This window comes from Pseudomonas rhizosphaerae (assembly GCF_000761155.1).
GTDB classification, from domain to species: domain Bacteria; phylum Pseudomonadota; class Gammaproteobacteria; order Pseudomonadales; family Pseudomonadaceae; genus Aquipseudomonas; species Aquipseudomonas rhizosphaerae.
The window spans coordinates 198,844-216,894 of record NZ_CP009533.1; the positions used below are offsets into that span (position 1 = coordinate 198,844).

At 64.9% G+C, this 18,051-nt stretch carries 12 protein-coding genes; all 12 read left to right on the forward strand.

Features of this window, described 5'->3' with window-relative positions; translation table 11 throughout:
* Window positions 1-170 precede the first annotated feature (170 nt).
* Window positions 171-4,466 (forward strand): NEL-type E3 ubiquitin ligase domain-containing protein, encoded by a 4,296-nt coding sequence (locus tag LT40_RS00945; protein WP_148308495.1) that lies wholly within the window; start codon window positions 171-173, stop codon window positions 4,464-4,466.
* Window positions 4,467-4,487: 21 nt separating this feature from the next.
* A complete protein-coding gene (gene pap / locus LT40_RS00950; protein WP_043185306.1) occupies window positions 4,488-5,981 on the forward strand; it encodes a polyphosphate:AMP phosphotransferase in 1,494 nt (497 codons plus the stop codon).
* Window positions 5,982-6,095: 114 nt separating this feature from the next.
* Window positions 6,096-7,103: an aspartate-semialdehyde dehydrogenase gene (locus LT40_RS00955; protein ID WP_043185308.1), complete on the forward strand. Its 1,008-nt coding sequence runs from the start codon at window positions 6,096-6,098 to the stop codon at window positions 7,101-7,103.
* Between the two features lie 112 nt (window positions 7,104-7,215).
* Window positions 7,216-9,705 (forward strand): motility hub landmark protein FimV, encoded by a 2,490-nt coding sequence (locus tag LT40_RS00960; RefSeq protein ID WP_043185310.1) that lies wholly within the window; start codon window positions 7,216-7,218, stop codon window positions 9,703-9,705.
* Window positions 9,706-9,771: 66 nt separating this feature from the next.
* Window positions 9,772-10,644 carry a tRNA pseudouridine(38-40) synthase TruA gene (gene truA / locus LT40_RS00965; RefSeq protein WP_148308496.1) on the forward strand — a complete coding sequence of 291 codons (873 nt, stop codon included), beginning with the start codon at window positions 9,772-9,774 and terminating at the stop codon, window positions 10,642-10,644.
* A 38-nt stretch (window positions 10,645-10,682) separates the two neighbouring features.
* Window positions 10,683-11,309 (forward strand): phosphoribosylanthranilate isomerase, encoded by a 627-nt coding sequence (locus tag LT40_RS00970; RefSeq protein ID WP_043185311.1) that lies wholly within the window; start codon window positions 10,683-10,685, stop codon window positions 11,307-11,309.
* 164 nt (window positions 11,310-11,473) lie between these two features.
* Complete coding sequence (gene accD, locus LT40_RS00975) at window positions 11,474-12,394, forward strand: acetyl-CoA carboxylase, carboxyltransferase subunit beta (RefSeq protein WP_043185313.1); 921 nt, start codon at window positions 11,474-11,476, stop codon at window positions 12,392-12,394.
* Window positions 12,391-13,698 (forward strand): bifunctional tetrahydrofolate synthase/dihydrofolate synthase, encoded by a 1,308-nt coding sequence (folC, locus tag LT40_RS00980; protein ID WP_052393169.1) that lies wholly within the window; start codon window positions 12,391-12,393, stop codon window positions 13,696-13,698. The genes accD and folC overlap by 4 nt, the downstream gene beginning before the upstream one ends.
* Complete coding sequence (locus LT40_RS00985) at window positions 13,682-14,323, forward strand: SPOR domain-containing protein (RefSeq protein WP_043185316.1); 642 nt, start codon at window positions 13,682-13,684, stop codon at window positions 14,321-14,323. Before folC ends, LT40_RS00985 begins: the two co-directional genes overlap by 17 nt.
* Before the next feature lie 229 nt (window positions 14,324-14,552).
* Window positions 14,553-15,110, forward strand: a complete 558-nt coding sequence (locus LT40_RS00990; protein WP_043185319.1) for a CvpA family protein — start codon at window positions 14,553-14,555, stop codon at window positions 15,108-15,110.
* A gap of 41 nt (window positions 15,111-15,151) precedes the next feature.
* On the forward strand, window positions 15,152-16,657 hold the full coding sequence (gene purF / locus LT40_RS00995; RefSeq protein WP_043185322.1) for an amidophosphoribosyltransferase: 1,506 nt from the start codon (window positions 15,152-15,154) through the stop codon (window positions 16,655-16,657).
* Window positions 16,658-16,671: 14 nt separating this feature from the next.
* Entirely contained in the window at window positions 16,672-17,883 is a 1,212-nt protein-coding gene (locus LT40_RS01000; protein ID WP_043185325.1) for an O-succinylhomoserine sulfhydrylase, read from the forward strand.
* Window positions 17,884-18,051 lie beyond the last annotated feature (168 nt).

Below are 18,051 nucleotides of genomic sequence, written 5' to 3' on the forward strand. Positions count from 1 at the left end.
GGGCGAGGCAGCGCGCATTGTAGCGTGCGCGCAGCGCTTCGCGCGCCCGCAGACGTTTCAACGGCAACGCCCGCGCAGGTCGTTGCCGTTGCAAGGTGGTGATTATGCGCGTCCCTGCGCCAATCGCACTGGCTACTGTGCGCGCTCCCCCCTTCGGCAAGGAGCCGAACATGCACACTGTCCACCCCCCGATGAGCCAGGGCGGCAACGCCCGCGACCACCGCCATGCGCACATCGTCGCGCAGCGACTGCCCACCTGGCTGACCCAGGCCAGCCCGGCGATGCGCCAGGCATTGAGCGCCAGTCAGAACGAGAGCCACGCCGCCAAGCTTGCCCTGGCCCCCGTGCTGGCCGGATTGCGCGACGTCACGCAGTTTTGCGCCGACCAGCTGGGGCAGGCGATCCATACGCACTTTCAACTGCAGATCGATCCGCGCGGTTATTCGCTGGTGCGCGCCATGCACAACGTCGGCATAGGCTTCAGCCATCGCTTTGCCATCGAACAGAACCTGCTGGTGGCCGCCATGCAGAACTTCGAAGCGAATCTGCAGTTTCATCAAGGTTCGATGGTGCTGCCGGTCGGTGGGCTCGAGTACGTCACTGCCGGCAAGGACATTGATTTTCGCGCGCGCAGCGACACCCCGGCGATCGCCATCGATCCCAAGCGCTTCGCCACCGTCTGCCGTAGCCTGGACCTGGGCCAGCAGTACCAGGCGCATCTGGACACCGTATTCAAGCCCGAACAGAAGCCCGAACAGGTGACGGCGCTGTTCAAGCGCAATGACCGCGCCCACTTCACGGTGCAGGCCCACATTGCCCGCCTGCGCGGAGATGTCGAAGAAGACGGCTACCGCATGCTGCTGCAGATTGCCGAGCAGACCACGCCTACCTGGGCAGGCCACGCGGTGCGCTACCACTGGCTGCGTCTGCTGGGCAGCCCGGATTTCGCTGCCGTGGCGCTGTACGGCGTGCAGTTGATCGAATCGACCGTGGATGGCCGCTGCATCGTGCTGATGCCAGGCGAGCCGGATCATCCGATCAAGCAATACGCCTCGTTCCAGGCGTTCGCCACACACTTGGCGCAAAAACTGAGCAAGGCCGATTATCTGCGCTACTTCAGTGCGTTGGCCGGCGAGAAGTTCGCTGCAGCGTTCATCGAACGTCTGCGCCAGCGACTTGCCAGCCCCAGCGGTGAGTGGCTGCAACGGTTGAACCTGGAAAAACGCCCGGTGGTGGGCGATCTGTTCGAGTTGCAACACAACGACCGTGTGCTCAAGACTTATCAGGATGCTCGAGTGCTGGCGGTGCCGACCGCCGACGAGGACGCCATTGCGCTGGAGCGCGAGCGTCGGCGTTATCTGGATGCCGGGATGACCTTGCTCAATATCGCAGGCCTGGTGGTCCCGGCACTGGGTGCGGCGATGCTGACATGCGCTGCGGCGCAGCTGCTGCATGAAGTGTTCAGTGGTATCGACGATTGGCGCCAGGGCGATGATCACGCAGCCTTCACCCATGCCATGAGCATTGCCGAAAACCTCGCGACCATGGCGGTCTTCGCTGGCGCCGTACAGGCAGGCAAAGCCTGGATCGCGCCAAGGGTGCCGGAAGTGGCAGCCGGGACCCAGCTGGCGGAACTGCTGCCAGTGACCCTGGCCGATGGTCGCCCCCAGCTATGGCGTCCGAACCTGGACGATTACGTCGCCACCCAAGCCTTGCCAGACGATTTGCTGCCCGATACCGATCGCCTCTATCACGATGAAACGCGCGACAGCGTGATCATCGACGGGCGCGTGCACGACGTCCGTTTCGACGATGGACACCAGCAGTGGCGCATCACTCATCCGCGCGATGGGAGCGCCTATCAGCCACTGATCGAAGAAGCCGGTAGCGGTTGGCGACTGGCGGCCGAGCAGCAACCGCACGTGCGCAGCAGTGCCCTGCGCGAGCGTCTGGGCTGGCGCCTGTCGGGCATGGATGCGCAGGATGTACGGCATGCCCTGGCCAGCACCGGCCTGGCGCCGGACGCGTTGGACGAGGTCTATGCCCAAGCCGACAAGCCCACGGCCTTGCTGGTCGACGCACTGCAACGTTTCGCCCTGCATCGTCAGGTGCAACGCGCCGGGCTCGCCGACAGCGCCGCCGAAGCCCGCTTCGCCGAACTTTACGACGCTACGCACTTCGGCAGCGGTCCGGCCACGCAGCTCGTTCGCCGGGATTTTCCTGCCTTGAGTGTCGCGGCCGCTGAAGAGGTGGTGCTTGACGTAGCACCGGGCAAACAAGCGCAGATGCTCGCCAACCGACGCATTCCCCTGGAACTGGCCGAACGCGCGCGTGCCTACCAGCAGTGCCAACGGCTCAACCGCGCATTCGAAGGCCTGTGCTTCAGCGCAGCGCAATCGCTGGACAGCCTTGAGCTGGAACAGGCCATCAAGGGGGTGCTGGGCAAGACCGCGCAGGCCGACGCGGTGCGCGACTATGCGCTCGCCCACCGCGACGCCTGCGCCCGCTGGCTGGGCCAGACGCCGTTGCCGGAAAGTTTCAGGGCGCCGATGCGCGACGGCTACGGGCGAGTGGGTTACCCCATGAGCGGGCGGCGCGAGGTCGCGCTGTCGCGACGGGTGTTGGTGGCACGCATCCGCCGTCTCTATCCGGGCACCAGCGAGCGCGCCGCGCGCGAATTGCTCGGGCTGTACGAGCAGACCGGCATGAGCCGCGCCGACATCATGCAGGGGTTGGACAACCTCACCTACGAGCGAGCACAGATGCATGCCCAACTGGACGCCTGGTCCCGTCAACCGGCCCCGGCCAATCTACCCGCCCGCTACAACGCCAGCAGCGGAGACCTGGTGTACTACCGCGCCGACGTCACCGCGCGACTGGACATCGCCTGGCGCCGCCAGCTGCCGTCCGAACGCATCGCCAATGGCTACAACTATTATCTGAACCTGACCTACGTGCCGCTGCTGGGTTTCCCCGCCCTGAGCGCCGACCTGCGCTTCGTCACGCATCTGAACTTGACCGGCAGCACCTTGGATGCCCCGGCGCTGACCAACCTCTTGGGCAGCTTCACCCAATTGCGCAGCCTGACCCTGCGCGAATGCGCCCTGACCCATCTGCCCGAGGCGGTCGATCGACTGACTCACCTGACCGAGCTGGACCTGACCCTGTGCGACCTGACCCTGGACCAGGCGCTGCTCGACCGCCTCGGCCGGTTGCCCAACCTGAGCCTGCTGAGCCTGAGCGGCAACACCGTCGGGCAGATCGCCACATCCACGGGCTTCGCCCGGCTGCAGCAGCTCAATCTGGCAGGTCTGGCCCTGCCACGCTGGCCGCTGTGGGCATCGCGCCTGCCGACGCTGCGCACATTGAACCTGTACCGCACCCGGCTGCGCCACATCCCCGATTCGGTCTTCGCCGAGCAGAACGAGGGGGCTGGTGTCGATGTCTTCATGGAGCGCAACGCGCTGGATGCCGCGAGCCTGCGCCAGCTCGATCGGCCCCGGCCGAACGGGCGCTTCCAGTTCTTCGCCCATCGCACCAATGATATACGCCCATCACGGGTCGGACGGCCGCTGGTGGATGTATGGCTGCAAGGTGCGAACGAAGTCGAGCGCCGCCACCGCGCCCAGCTGTGGCAAGGGCTGGTCGACGAAGAAGGTTCCGAAGCCTTCACCCACCTGATCGATAACCTGCGCCGGACATCGGACTTCACCCGCGATGCGGCCGAGTTGACGCGGCGCGTGTGGAACGTGATTGCCGGAGCCTCTGCAAACCGTCAGTTGCGCCAGCGCCTCTACACCATGGCCGAACAGCTTGACACCTGCGTGGACGGCGAGCGTTTGATGTTCAGCGACATGGAAGTGCAGGTGTTGCAGCACGACGCGCTGCAAGGTGCGACCTGGGCCCAGCGTGGCCGACGCCTGTTCGAGCTGGCCCGTGGCTTGTTTCGCCTCGATCAGCTCGAGGCGATCGCCCGGCGTATCATCGCCGAGCGTCGGCGCCTGGGCGTGGGCGTTGACGAGGCGGAAGTGCGCATGGCGTTGCGGGCCTATCTGGCCCGCCGTCTGGCCTTGCCCGGTCAGCCGCAGAGCATGGCCTACGCGGCGACTGCGGGCATCGGTGTTGACATCTACGATGCGGCGCAGCGCCAGGTGCTGGAGGCTGAAGCCCAGCCGGCGTTCACCGCGTTCATGAACCGTCAGTCCTTCTGGGTCGACTACTTGCGTGAGCGCCATGCGACCCGGTTGGAGCAGCACCTGGCACCGTTCGCCGAGGAGCTGAGTGCGCTCGACGAGAGCCAGGAACCGGGCAGTAGTGGTGATTACCTGCGGCGCGCCAACGACATCGCGCGACGTCGCGAGGACGCCGAGAGCGCGCTGCTGGCCGAACTAACCCTGCTCGAACAGGTCGGCTTCAATAGCGATACGCAGCGTAGCGCCGAGCCCAGCGAGGTTCAGTCAAGCTAACCGACGAGGAATGCCTGCCCCATGTTCGAATCTGCCGAAATTGGTCATGCCATCGATAAAGACACCTATGAGGCGCGTTTGCCTGCCCTGCGCGAAGCGCTGCTCGAAGCGCAGTACGAGCTCAAGGAGCAGGCGCGCTTTCCGGTGATCGTGCTGATCAATGGGGTCGAAGGGGCGGGCAAGGGCGAGACGGTCAAGTTGCTCAACGAATGGATGGACCCGCGCCTGATCGAGGTGCGGACCTTCGACGAAAAAACCGATGAGGAACTGGCCCGTCCGCCGGCCTGGCGCTATTGGCGCCAGTTGCCGGCCAAGGGCCGCATGGGCGTGTTCTTCGGCAACTGGTACAGCCAGATGATCCAGGATCGCGTACATGGCGATATCAAGGATGGGCGTCTGGAACAGGCCATCAACGGTGCGCAACGGCTGGAGCGCATGCTCTGCGACGAAGGCGCGCTGATTTTCAAATTCTGGTTTCATCTGTCCAAGCATCAGATGAAAGCGCGGCTCAAGTCACTGCGCGATGACCCATTGCACAGCTGGCGGATCAGCCCACTGGACTGGCAGCAATCCAGGACCTACGACCGCTTCGTGCGTTTTGGCGAGCGCGTGGTCCGCCGTACCAGCCGCGATTATGCGCCGTGGCATGTGATCGAGGGCGTCGACGCCAACTACCGCAGCCTGGCGGTGGGGCAGATTCTGCTCGAGGGCTTGCAGGCAGCCCTCGAGGCGCCTGCCGAGCCAGCCCGCCAGGCCGTGGCCGCGATTGGCGAGAGCATCGACAAGCGCAGCCTGATCGGCAGCCTGGATCTGAGCAAGCGCCTGGAAAAGCACGACTACGAACAACAGCTGATTGCCGAGCAGGCTCGTCTGGCCGGCCTGATGCGCGACAAGCGCATGCGTCGCCATGCTCTGGTGGCGGTGTTCGAGGGCAACGATGCGGCCGGCAAGGGCGGCGCGATCAAGCGCGTCGCCGCAGCGCTCGATCCTCGCCAGTACCACATCGTGCCGATTGCCGCGCCCACCCAGGACGAGTTGGCCCAGCCTTACCTGTGGCGGTTCTGGCGACAGCTGCCGGCGCGGGGCAAATTCACCGTGTTCGACCGCTCCTGGTACGGCCGTGTGCTGGTGGAGCGCGTCGAGGGTTTTTGCAGTCCCGCCGATTGGCTGCGTGCCTACGGCGAAATCAACGACTTCGAGGAGCAACTGACTGACGCGGGTGTGGTGCTGGTCAAATTCTGGCTGGCCATCGACGAGCAAACCCAGCTTGAACGGTTCCAAGAGCGTGAACAGATCCCCTTCAAGCGGTTCAAGATCACCGAAGACGACTGGCGCAACCGGGAAAAATGGGGCGCCTATCGCGATGCCGTGGGCGACATGGTCGACCGCACCAGCAGTGAAGTAGCGCCGTGGACGCTGGTCGAAGCCAACGACAAACGCTGGGCACGGATCAAGGTGCTGCGCACCATCAACGATGCCCTCGAAGCCGCGTTCAAAAAAGACAAAAAGGACTGAGCCATTGCCTGGCGGCGCCTGCGGCCGATGACCGCTGGTACGGGATGCGACGCGGACAAAACGGTCGATAACCGATAGAGTGCGCGCCCTGTTCATACATCGAGGACCCTGCCCATGCCCCAGACTTTCGACATCGCCGTGATTGGCGCCACCGGCACGGTCGGCGAAACGCTCGTGCAGGTGCTCGAGGAACGGGACTTTCCGGTAGGCGCCCTGCATCTTCTGGCGAGCAGTGAGTCGGCCGGCGCGTCGGTTGCGTTTCGCGGCAAGAACGTGCGCGTGCGCGAAGTCGATCCGTTCGATTTCAGCCTGGTTAAACTGGTGTTCTTCGCAGCCGGCCCTGCCGTCACGCGCAGCTTCGCCCCGCGTGCCACGGCGGCTGGCTGCACGGTCATCGACCTGTCGGCAGGTTTGCCGGTGGCCCAGGCACCCAATGTCGTGCCGGAAGCCAACGCTGCGCGGCTGACTGACCTGCCGATACCTGTGCAGGTCGCCAGCCCCAGCGCCGCTGCCACTGCCCTGGCAGTGATCCTGGCACCGCTGCGGGCCGTGCTCGAGCTGCAGCAGGTGCACGTCACCGCGTGCCTGGCAGTGTCGGCCCTGGGCCGCGAGGCCGTCAGCGAACTGGCCCGGCAGACCGCCGAGCTGCTCAATGTGCGTCCGCTGGAGCCGCGCTTCTTCGACCGTCAGGTGGCGTTCAACCTGCTGGCCCAGGTCGGCACCCCCGATGAGCAGGGCCATGTGCCGCTGGAGCGCCGCCTGGTCGATGAACTGCGCGAGCTGCTCGGCATGCCGGCGTTGAAGATTTCAGTCACCTGCGTGCAGGCCCCGGTGTTCTTCGGCGACAGCTACAGCATTGCGCTGCAGACCGGCACGGTGCTGGACCTGGCAGTCATCAATCAGGCTCTGGCAACCGCGCCCGGTATCGAAACCGTGGAAGACGACTACCCTACAGCGGTAGGTGATGCAGTAGGGCAGGACGTGGTGTACGTAGGGCGGGTGCGCACCGGCATCGACGATCCCCAGGCGTTGAGTCTGTGGGCCACGGTGGACAACGTGCGCAAGGGCGCGGCCTTGAATGCGGTACAAGTGGCCGAGTTGTTGATTAAAGGGCATGGCTAAAAGATACTTGCCGACAATTTGCAGAGAGTTCGCACGCTTTGCCCAGCTGTTCGCATGCGACAGCGCAAGCTTCTTCTCGCTTGCCGAGGAATGTTCAAACAAGGATTAGGCCATGGTTCAAGTTCGCAAACTGGTGTTAGCAATGGCTGCCGCTTCGGCGCTGTCCTCCGGTATCGCCAACGCCCTGGAGCTGGGTGAATTGACCCTCAGGTCCGCGGTGAACCAGCCTCTGCTGGCCGAGATAGAACTGCTCGATGTGCGCGGCCTGAGCGCGGCTGAGGTCCAGCCGGTGCTGGCGCCGGCCGAGGAGTTCAGCAAGGCGGGCGTCGAGCGCCAGGCCTTCCTCGACAGTCTGCGCTTCACCCCGGTGATCAACGCCAATGGCCGCAGCGTCATCCGCGTGACTTCGACCCAACCCTTGTCGGCACCGCTGGTGAAGTTCCTGGTCCAGGTCAACTTCCCCAGCGGCCGTTTGCTGCGCGACTACAGCATGCTGCTCGATGCGGCGCAGTTTGCTCCGCAGACCCCGCAGGCGGCGCAGAATGCGCCTCAGCCTGCGCTGAGCACGCCAGCCGCCACCGCCAACCAGGCGTCCTATACCACCGGCACGCGTGACACACTGTGGGAGATCGCCGCACGCAATCGCCAGGGCGGCTCGGTCCAGCAAGCCATGCTGGCCATTCAGGCGCTCAACCCCGACGCGTTCCTGGATGGCAACATCAACCGTCTCAAGACCGGGCAGATCCTGCGCCTGCCCGACCCGCAGCAGACCTCCGCCACCGCGCCAGGGCCGGCAGTGGCCGAAGTCGCGCGGCAGAATGCTGCCTGGCGCGAAGGCCGCCGCCTGGGGCCTCGTGCCCAGCAGGTCGACGCCACCCGCCGTGGCAATGGCACGCCCGCGCCGGCTGCTGCGCCGCCGCAGGACAATCTCAGCCTGGTGTCGGGCGCCAGTGAGGCCAATGGCCCGGCGGGCGACGCCAGGGCACTCGACCAGAAACTTGCCGTGACCCAGGAAGCCCTGGACTCAACGCGTCGCGACAACGAGGAACTGCGCAGCCGCAATGCCGACCTGCAGAGCCAGCTCGACAAGTTGCAGAAGCTGATCCAGCTCAAGAACGACCAATTGGCCAAGATGCAGGCAGCAGGTGCCGATGTCCCGGTACCCGCCGAAGCCTTGGTCCCGGCTGAGGCCCTGGCGCCTGCGGGCGATGGCAGCGGGCCTGCCGCCGGTGACCCCGCCGCGGCAACCAACGCCGAGCTGATCCCGGCGCCGACGGTGCCGGGCGCTACCGAACAGGTCAACCCCGACGCGGCTGCCAGTACCCCGGTATTGCCCCAGGGCGAGCCGCTGGATGCCGTCAACGATCCGGCCGATGACGCCGCTGCCGAACAGTCGGGCGACAACTCGACTTTGCTGATGGTGGTCGGTGCCAGTGCCCTGGCGGCGTTGCTGTTGTTGCTGCTGTTGCTGGCCCGTCGCCGCAAGGCGCAGCAGGAAGCCGAGAAGCACATGCGCATGGCCCGTGCCCTGGCCGAAGAGCCTGACCATGGCCCAGACCTCGACCTGCCGCCCAACAGCTTCGAAGGGCTGGAACGCCCATCCGCGACCGTGCACCTGACCCCGGCGATGGTCGCCGCCTCGGTGGCCGGCGCCAGGGCCAGCGCGGCGCCAGCCACCTTCGCTGAACCGCCGGCGCAGACCGTGGTGCCCACGCCACCACTGCGCCCCAGTATCGACACGGACGAAGGGCTGTTCGCGGAAGTGGAGCAGAGCATTGCCCGTGGTCGTCTCAATCATGCAGCCGAGCTGCTCGAAGCGGCGACCGAGCGTGAACCCAAGCGCAGCGACCTGCGCTTGAAGTTGATGGAGGTCTACGGCCTGCAGGGTGATCGCGATGGCTTCGTCAGCCAGGAGCGGCAATTGATCGCCACCGGCCAGAACCATGCCGACGTGGAGCGCCTGAAAGCTCGCTTCCCGGCCATGCTCGGCGTCGCCGCAGCAGCTGCCGGTGCGGCTGCCACAGCAGCGCAGATGGACGCTGATTACGTCAAGCAGCTGCTGCAGGATGAGCCGGGGGCTGCCGATTCGCTGGACGGTACCTTCGATACCGATTTCGATCTGAACCTGGACGAAACTCAGGACCCTGCACCAGCGGCAGACAGCAACATCGACTTCGACACCTTGCTGGCCGAACAGAAAGCGGCAGCGGCGGGCTCGGCCGACGATAACGAGACGACGTTGCCGGAAGACTTCGACCTGTCGTTGGCCGACGAAGCCGAGCAGCCCCCTGCAGCGGAATCGCGCCTGACCGAAATCAACGCCGAGCTGGAAAAACTGTCGGACGGCTTTGCACGCACCCCCATGGCCGAACCGTTCGCCATCCCGCCCAAGCCCGAAGACCTGCCGCCGATCGAAGGCGAAGACGATTTCGACTACCTCGACGGGGGCGACGAAGCCGGCACCAAACTGGACCTAGCCCGTGCCTACATCGAGATGGGCGACAACGACGGCGCACGCGACATTTTGGGCGAAGTGCTCAAGGAAGGCAGCGCCGGGCAGCAGGGCGAAGCACGCGAGATGCTGGGGCGTATCAAGCGCTAACGCGGCGCCGCCATTTCAGGATCCGGTATAATCGCCACCATCGCTTAACCAACAGGCAACAACTTCGTGCAAACCATCGACAACTCGGCCGCCGAATCGGCGGCCGACGGCTTTTATCGTATCGCCCTGGGCGTGGAATACAAAGGCTCGCGCTACCGCGGCTGGCAGCGCCAGGCCTCCGGTGTACGCACCGTGCAGGAAACCCTCGAAGACGCCTTGGGCAAGGTCGCGGCCTCGCCGGTCTCGCTGATGTGTGCCGGACGTACCGATGCCGGTGTACACGCCTGCGGGCAGGTGGTGCACTTCGACACCCAGGCCGAACGCAGCATGAAAGCCTGGGTGATGGGCGCCAACATCAACCTGCCCCACGACGTCAGCGTCACCTGGGCCAAGGTCATGCCGCCGACCTTTCACGCGCGCTTCAAGGCCATTGCCCGACGCTACCGTTACGTTATCTACAATGACCAGATCCGGCCCGCCCACCTGGGCGAGGAAATCACCTGGAATCACCGCCCGCTGGACGTCACCCGCATGGCCGCCGCTGCCCAGGCGCTGGTCGGCACCCATGACTTCAGCGCCTTCCGCGCCGGTCAGTGCCAGGCCAAGTCGCCGATCAAGCAACTGCATCACCTGCGGGTCACCCAGCACGGCAAGATGATCGTCATCGACGTGCGCGCCAATGCCTTCCTGCACCACATGGTGCGCAACATCGCCGGCGTGCTGATGACCATCGGCACCGGCGAGCGGCCCATCGAGTGGGCCGCTGAAGTGTTGCAAAGCCGGGTGCGCCGCACCGGCGGCGTCACCGCCCATCCGTTCGGGCTGTACCTGGTGCAGGTCGAGTACCGTGACGAGTTTCCTCTGCCGGAACGCTACATCGGCCCGCACTTCCTCACCGGGTTCGACACACTGGCTGACGTCGCCGACAGCATTTGCTAACATCCGCCGTTCCCAGCCAAGTCGAGGTACTCGCCGACATGTCAGCCGTTCGCAGCAAAATCTGCGGTATTACCCGCATAGAGGATGCTTTGGCCGCTGCCCACGCGGGTGCCGACGCGATCGGGTTGGTGTTCTATGCCAAAAGCCCGCGGGCAGTGAGCGTGCAACAGGCGCGCGCCATCATCGCTGCGCTGCCACCGTTCGTGACCGTGACCGGCTTGTTCGTCAACGCCAGCCGTTGCGAGCTGGGTGAAATCCTCGATGCCGTGCCGCTGGACCTGCTGCAATTCCATGGCGACGAAACACCGGCCGAGTGCGAGGGTTACCACCGTCCCTACATCAAGGCCCTGCGCGTACGCCCCGGCGACGATATGCAAGCCGCCTGCCGGGCGTACCGCAACGCCAGCGGCATCCTGCTCGACACCTTCGTGGCCGGCGTGCCCGGCGGTACTGGCGAAGCCTTCGACTGGTCGCTGGTGCCCGAGCACCTGGAGCAGCCAATCGTGCTCGCCGGTGGACTTCACGCCGGCAACGTCGCCCAGGCCATTGCCCAGGTCAAGCCCTGGGCGGTGGATGTCAGTGGCGGGGTCGAGTCGAGCAAGGGCATCAAGGATCACGGCAAGATCGACGCTTTCATCAGGGCCGTGCGCGGGAGCGGCATGTGACGGCGCGCCGCCCGGCACCGTCCATACGTTTCGCGAAATGCGCGGCACGCAGGTCCCAAGCCTGCGCCACGCTCGCCCACGCATTCGTTTCATATCTGAACACGCTCAAGAGCATGCGCGGGACCTGGCCAGGCCAGCAGTCCCCGGTACTGGAGAAATAAAGCATGAGCAACTGGTTGGTAGACAAGCTGATCCCTTCGATCATGCGCTCGGAAGTGAAGAAAAGCTCGGTGCCCGAAGGCCTGTGGCACAAGTGCCCATCCTGCGAAGCCGTGCTGTACCGTCCGGAACTGGAGAAGACCCTCGACGTCTGCCCCAAGTGCAACCACCACATGCGCATCGGCGCACGTGCGCGCCTGAACATCTTCCTCGACGAAGACGGCCGCGCTGAGCTGGGCGCCGATCTGGAACCGGTCGACCGCCTGAAATTCCGCGACGGCAAGAAGTACAAGGATCGCCTGACTGCCGCGCAGAAGCAGACCGGTGAAAAGGACGCGCTGATCTCCATGAGCGGCACCCTGCTGGGCATGCCCGTGGTTGCCAGCGCCTTCGAATTCTCGTTCATGGGCGGCTCCATGGGCGCCATCGTCGGCGAGCGCTTCGTGCGCGCCGCCAACTATGCCCTGGAACATCGCTGCCCGATGATCTGCTTCGCTGCCTCCGGTGGCGCGCGCATGCAGGAAGCCCTGATCTCGCTGATGCAGATGGCCAAGACCTCGGCGGTCCTGGCGCGCCTGCGCGAAGAGGGCATCCCGTTCATCTCGGTGCTGACCGACCCGGTCTACGGCGGCGTTTCCGCCAGCCTGGCCATGTTGGGCGACGTGATCGTCGCCGAACCCAAGGCGCTGATCGGTTTCGCCGGCCCGCGCGTGATCGAGCAGACCGTACGAGAGAAGCTGCCCGAAGGCTTCCAGCGCAGCGAGTTCCTCATCGAGCATGGCGCCATCGACATGATCATTTCGCGCCAGGAATTGCGTCCACGCCTGGGCAGCCTGCTGGCCCAGTTCATGGGCTTGCCGACGCCGACCTACGTAGCAGCTCCGATCGAGCCCATCGTGGTCCCGCCGGCGCCTGCCAACGTATGACCGAGCGCAGCCTGAGCCAGTGGCTCGCGTACCTGGAACAACTGCATCCGGCCGCTATCGACATGGGCCTTGAGCGTTGCCGCGAAGTCGCGCAGCGCCTGGGCCTGGGCAAGCCGGCCGAGCGTGTGGTCACCGTGACCGGCACCAACGGCAAGGGCTCGACCTGTGCGTTCATCGCAGCGTTGCTGCAGGACCGCGAGCTGAAAGTCGGGGTCTATGCCTCGCCCCATCTGCTGCGCTACAACGAACGGGTGGTGATCGATGGCCAGCAGGCCACCGACGCTCAGCTGTGCGAGGCATTCGCCGCCGTGGAAGCGGCGCGTGGCGCGACTACGCTGACTTATTTCGAGATGGGCACCCTGGCCGCGCTCTGGCTGTTCCAGCGTGCACAGCTGGATGCCGTGGTGCTGGAAGTGGGCCTGGGCGGTCGCCTCGATGCCGTCAACCTGGTGGATGCCGACGTGGCCGTGGTCACCAGCATCGGTCTGGACCACGCCGAGTACCTGGGCGATACCCGCGAATCGGTGGCCTTCGAGAAGGCCGGTATCCTGCGCGCCGGCAAGCCGGCCCTGTGCGGCGATATCGACCCTCCGCAGCCCTTGCTCGATCAGGTGTCCACGCTGGCTTGCCCGTTCTATCTGCGCGGTCGCGACTTCGACTTCACCCTGCAGGACGACCATTGGTCGTGGCGCGGCGTGGACGTCGAGGGCTATCCGGTCGAGCTGTTGTCGTTGCCATTGCCTTCGCTACCGGTCGAAAACGCCGCGCTGGCCCTGCAGGCCTACATCGCGCTCGATCTACCTCGCGATGCAGCGCGCATTGGCTGGGCCTTGGCGCACGCCCGCGTGGCCGGTCGCCTGGATCGCCACCGCGTGAGCATCGACGGCAAGCACGTCGATATCCTCCTCGACGTGGCGCACAACCCGCACGCCGCCTGCTTCCTGGCCGACCGGCTCGCCCAGCGACCTGTCGCCGGTCGGCGTCTGGCCGTGTTCGGCCTGTTGGCCGACAAGGATCTGCCAGGTGTGGTCGAAGCGCTTGCTCCCGTGGTTTCGCACTGGGCGCTGGCCCCGTTGAAAACCCCGCGCAGCCGGCCGGCCGCCGAGCTGGATGCCGCGCTCCTGAACCTTGGCGCTGCCACGACGTCTCACGCAAGCCTCGCCGATGCGCTCGAAGCGCAATGCGAAGCAGCAGGCGAGGGTGACGAGATTCTGGTGTTCGGCTCGTTCCACTGTGTCGCCCAGGCCTTGAAATGGATGTATGGCAACGTAGAGCGGGAGAACGTGGATGGCATTGCCCAATAAGGTGTTCAAGCAGCGCATGATCGGCGCATTGGTGCTGATTGCGCTGGCCGTGATTTTCCTGCCGATGCTGTTTTCGCGGCAGGACAACACCGTGCGCCAGGTGCAGGTGGAGGCGCCGACTGCACCGCAGACTCCGGCAGCGCCGCAGGTCCAGGTCGAGCCGGTTGCCGTGCCCGAGCCGCAGATCATCGAAGCCAAGCCCGTTCCCGAGAAGGCCCCTGTGCAGGCCGCTGCGCCGAGCCAGCCAATCCACCCGGTGCCGACCGCTCCTGCAGCATCGGCGAAAAAGCCGGTGGAATCGGTGCAGCCTTCCGCACCCGTTGCCGCAGCCAAGGTGGCCCCGGCCGCCAAGCCGGACACGGCAAGCAAGATCGACCCTAACGGGCTGCCGGTCAGCTGGTCGGTGCAGTTGGCCAGCCTGTCCAACCGCGCCGGCGCCGATACTTTGCAGAAGAGCCTGCGCGCGCAGGGCTACAACGCCTACGTGCGGTCGTCCGATGGCAAGAATCGGGTCTTCGTCGGCCCGTTGGTCGAGCGTGCCGAAGCCGAGCGTCTGCGCGATGTGATCAACCGCCAGCAGAAGCTGCAAGGGTTCGTGGTGCGCTTCGAGCCGGAGCGCGGCTGAGGACCGGGTTCGCCATAGGATCGTGTCGCTTTGTTCGCGGCCGCTGACCGCTCCTACGGGTAGTGGGATTGTGTTGCTTTCTTCGCGGCCGCTGACCGCTCCTACGGGTAGCTGTGGGAGCGGTCAGCGGCCGCGAAGGGGTGCGCCGCGGTGCAGGCGACAATCGCCGCTTACTCCCAGGCCTGCGCTCTGCTAAAATGCGCCGCCTTATCCGTATGCAGGCCGCACCGTGGCATTTACCTGGGTCGACTGGGCGATCATCGCGATCATCGCCATCTCCGCACTGATCAGCTTGACACGCGGCTTCGTAAAGGAAGCCCTGTCGCTGGTCACCTGGATAGTCGCAGGCGCCGTGGCCTGGCTGTTCGGCGGTTCCCTGGCCACGTATTTCGAACACTATATCCAGACCCCTTCGGCGCGAGTCATCGCCGGGTGTGCCGTACTCTTCGTGGCCACCTTGCTGGTCGGCGCCATGGTCAACTACCTCATTGGCGAACTCATTCGCGTCACCGGGCTGTCGGGCACCGACCGCTTTCTGGGCATGGTCTTCGGCGCCGCACGCGGTGGCCTGCTGGTGGTGGTGGCTGCCGGGCTGATGAGCCTGGGGCCGGTTCAACAGGATGCGTGGTGGCAGGAATCACGGCTCCTGCCCCAATTTCTTTTGGTTGCTGACTGGTCGAAAAACCTCATTCTGGGGATGTCCAGTCAGTGGCTCGCCAGCGGAATCAGCGCACCGGCTGACATTCCGTTCAAAGAACACCTCTTGCCTGCCGCGAAAGCGCAGTGAGTGGTGCTCAGTTCAGATCCATTAAGTAGGGGTTGCGTCGCATGTGTGGCATCGTCGGTATCGTCGGTAAGTCGAACGTCAATCAAGCGCTGTATGACGCGCTAACGGTCCTCCAACACCGCGGCCAGGATGCTGCCGGTATCGTTACCAGTAGCGATGGCAAGTTGTTCCTGCGCAAGGACAACGGGCTGGTACGGGACGTTTTCCAGCAGCGCCATATGCAGCAGCTGATCGGGCACATGGGCATTGGCCACGTGCGTTATCCCACGGCGGGCACCTCGACCTCGGCCGAGGCCCAGCCGTTCTACGTCAACTCGCCCTATGGCATCACCCTGGCGCACAACGGCAACCTGACCAACGTCGAACAGTTGGCCAAGGAAATCTACGAATCGGACCTGCGCCACGTCAACACCAGTTCGGACTCCGAAGTGCTGCTCAACGTGTTCGCCCATGAGCTGGCGGTGCGCGGCAAGCTGCAGCCTACCGAGGAAGACGTGTTCGCCGCCGTCACCGACGTGCACAAGCGCTGCACCGGTGGCTACGCGGTAGTGGCCATGATCACCGGCTACGGCATCGTCGGCTTCCGCGACCCCCACGCGATCCGCCCGATCGTGTTCGGTCAGCGTCACACCGACGAAGGCGTGGAATACATGATCGCCTCCGAAAGCGTGTCCCTGGACGTGCTCGGCTTCACCCTGATCCGCGACCTGGCACCGGGCGAAGCGGTGTACATCACCGAGGGCGGCAAGCTGCACACCCGTCAGTGCGCGCCGAACCACCAGTACGCACCGTGCATCTTCGAACACGTCTACCTGGCGCGTCCGGACTCCATCATCGATGGCATCTCGGTGTACAAGGCGCGCTTGCGCATGGGCGAGAAGCTGGCCGACAAGATCCTGCGCGAGCGTCCCGAGCACGACATCGACGTGGTCATCCCGATTCCGGACACCAGCCGCACTGCGGCGCTGGAACTGGCCAACCATTTGGGCGTGAAGTTTCGCGAAGGCTTCGTCAAGAATCGCTACATCGGCCGAACCTTCATCATGCCCGGCCAGGCCGCGCGCAAGAAATCGGTCCGCCAGAAGCTCAACGCCATCGAACTGGAATTCCGCGGCAAGAACGTGATGCTGGTGGACGACTCGATCGTCCGCGGCACTACGTGCAAGCAGATCATCCAGATGGCACGCGAAGCGGGCGCCAAGAATGTCTATTTCTGCTCGGCTGCTCCAGCCGTGCGCTACCCGAACGTCTACGGCATCGACATGCCGAGTGCGCATGAGCTGATCGCGCACAACCGCAGTACCCAGGAAGTGGCCGATCTGATCGGTGCCGACTGGCTGATCTACCAGGACCTGCCCGACCTGATCGACGCGGTCGGTGGGGGCAAGGTCAAGATCGAGAACTTCGACTGCGCGGTGTTCGACGGCAAGTACGTCACCGGCGATATCGACGAGTTCTACCTGAACAAGATCGAACAGGCGCGCAACGACTCCAACAAGAGCAAGTCTCAGGCAGTCAGCGCGATCATAGACCTCTACAACAACTGATTGGGAGCAACGGCATGACACAGGAATGGGATGCCGGGCGACTGGATAGCGATCTGGAAGGGGTGTCGTTCGACACCCTGGCCGTTCGCGCCGGCCAGCACCGCACGCCGGAAGGCGAACACAGCGATCCGCTGTTCTTCACCTCCAGCTACGTTTTCCGCACTGCAGCCGATGCCGCAGCGCGTTTTGCCGGCGAAGTGCCGGGCAACGTCTATTCGCGTTACACCAACCCCACCGTGCGCTCTTTCGAGGAGCGCCTGGCCGCCCTGGAAGGCGCCGAGCAGGCCGTCGGTTTTGCCACCGGCATGGCGGCGATCACCGCGGTGGTCATGAGCCTGTGCAGTGCGGGCGACCATGTACTGGTTTCCCAGAGCGTGTTCGGTTCGACCATCAGCCTGTTCGAGAAGTACTTCAAGCGCTTTGGCATCGAGGTGGACTACGTGCCACTGGCCGACGTCGGCGGCTGGGAGCGGGCCATCAAGCCCAATACCAAGCTGCTGTTCGTGGAATCGCCGTCCAACCCGCTGGCCGAACTGGTCGACATTACCGCCCTGAGTGCGGTGGCCAAGGCCGCTGGCGCCATGCTGGTGGTGGACAACTGCTTCAGCACACCGGCCCTGCAGCAGCCGCTGGTTCTGGGTGCCGACATCGTCGTGCATTCGGCGACCAAGTTCATCGACGGCCAGGGCCGTTGCATGGGCGGCGCTGTGTGCGGTCGCAGCAAGGAGATGAACGAGGTGCTGGGCTACCTGCGCACCGCCGGCTCGACCCTGAGCCCGTTCAACGCCTGGATCTTCCTCAAGGGCCTGGAAACCCTGAACCTGCGCATGCGTGCCCATTGCGCCAGCGCCCAGGTGCTGGCCGAGTGGCTGGAAGCGCAGGACGGTATCGAGAAGGTGCATTACTCGGGCCTGGCGAGCCATCCTCAGCACGAACTGGCCAAGCGGCAGACCAAGGGCTTCGGTGCGGTGGTCAGTTTCGAGGTCAAGGGAGGCAAGGAGGGCGCCTGGCGCTTCATCGATGCCACGCGCTTGATCTCCATCACCGCCAACCTGGGTGACAGCAAGACCACCATCACCCACCCGGCCACCACGTCGCACGGGCGCCTGTCGCCCGCCGAGCGGGAAGCGGCCGGGATTCGCGACAGCCTGATCCGGGTGGCAGTAGGCCTGGAAGACGTGGGCGACCTGCAGGCCGATCTCGCGCGCGGGCTGGCGGCGCTGTAAGCGTTTCTTCGCGGCCGCTGACCGCTCCTACGGTGATCACCGCAATGACAAGGATCACCGTAGGAGCGGTCAGCGGCCGCGAATGCTTTCTACACCTTCGCAATCGCTCGAACTGAACCTTTTTCAAAAAAACTTCATACAGGGTATTGACTTAGGTTCGGTACCTGC

Coding starts and splice junctions, on each gene's coding strand:
- purF (WP_043185322.1), top strand. CDS start 15,152: ATGTGTGGCATCGTCGGTATCGTCGGTAAGTCGAACGTCAATCAAGCG.
- pap (WP_043185306.1), top strand. CDS start 4,488: ATGTTCGAATCTGCCGAAATTGGTCATGCCATCGATAAAGACACCTAT.
- LT40_RS00985 (WP_043185316.1), top strand. CDS start 13,682: ATGGCATTGCCCAATAAGGTGTTCAAGCAGCGCATGATCGGCGCATTG.
- folC (WP_052393169.1), top strand. CDS start 12,391: ATGACCGAGCGCAGCCTGAGCCAGTGGCTCGCGTACCTGGAACAACTG.
- accD (WP_043185313.1), top strand. CDS start 11,474: ATGAGCAACTGGTTGGTAGACAAGCTGATCCCTTCGATCATGCGCTCG.
- LT40_RS00970 (WP_043185311.1), top strand. CDS start 10,683: ATGTCAGCCGTTCGCAGCAAAATCTGCGGTATTACCCGCATAGAGGAT.
- LT40_RS01000 (WP_043185325.1), top strand. CDS start 16,672: ATGACACAGGAATGGGATGCCGGGCGACTGGATAGCGATCTGGAAGGG.
- LT40_RS00960 (WP_043185310.1), top strand. CDS start 7,216: ATGGTTCAAGTTCGCAAACTGGTGTTAGCAATGGCTGCCGCTTCGGCG.
- LT40_RS00945 (WP_148308495.1), top strand. CDS start 171: ATGCACACTGTCCACCCCCCGATGAGCCAGGGCGGCAACGCCCGCGAC.
- LT40_RS00955 (WP_043185308.1), top strand. CDS start 6,096: ATGCCCCAGACTTTCGACATCGCCGTGATTGGCGCCACCGGCACGGTC.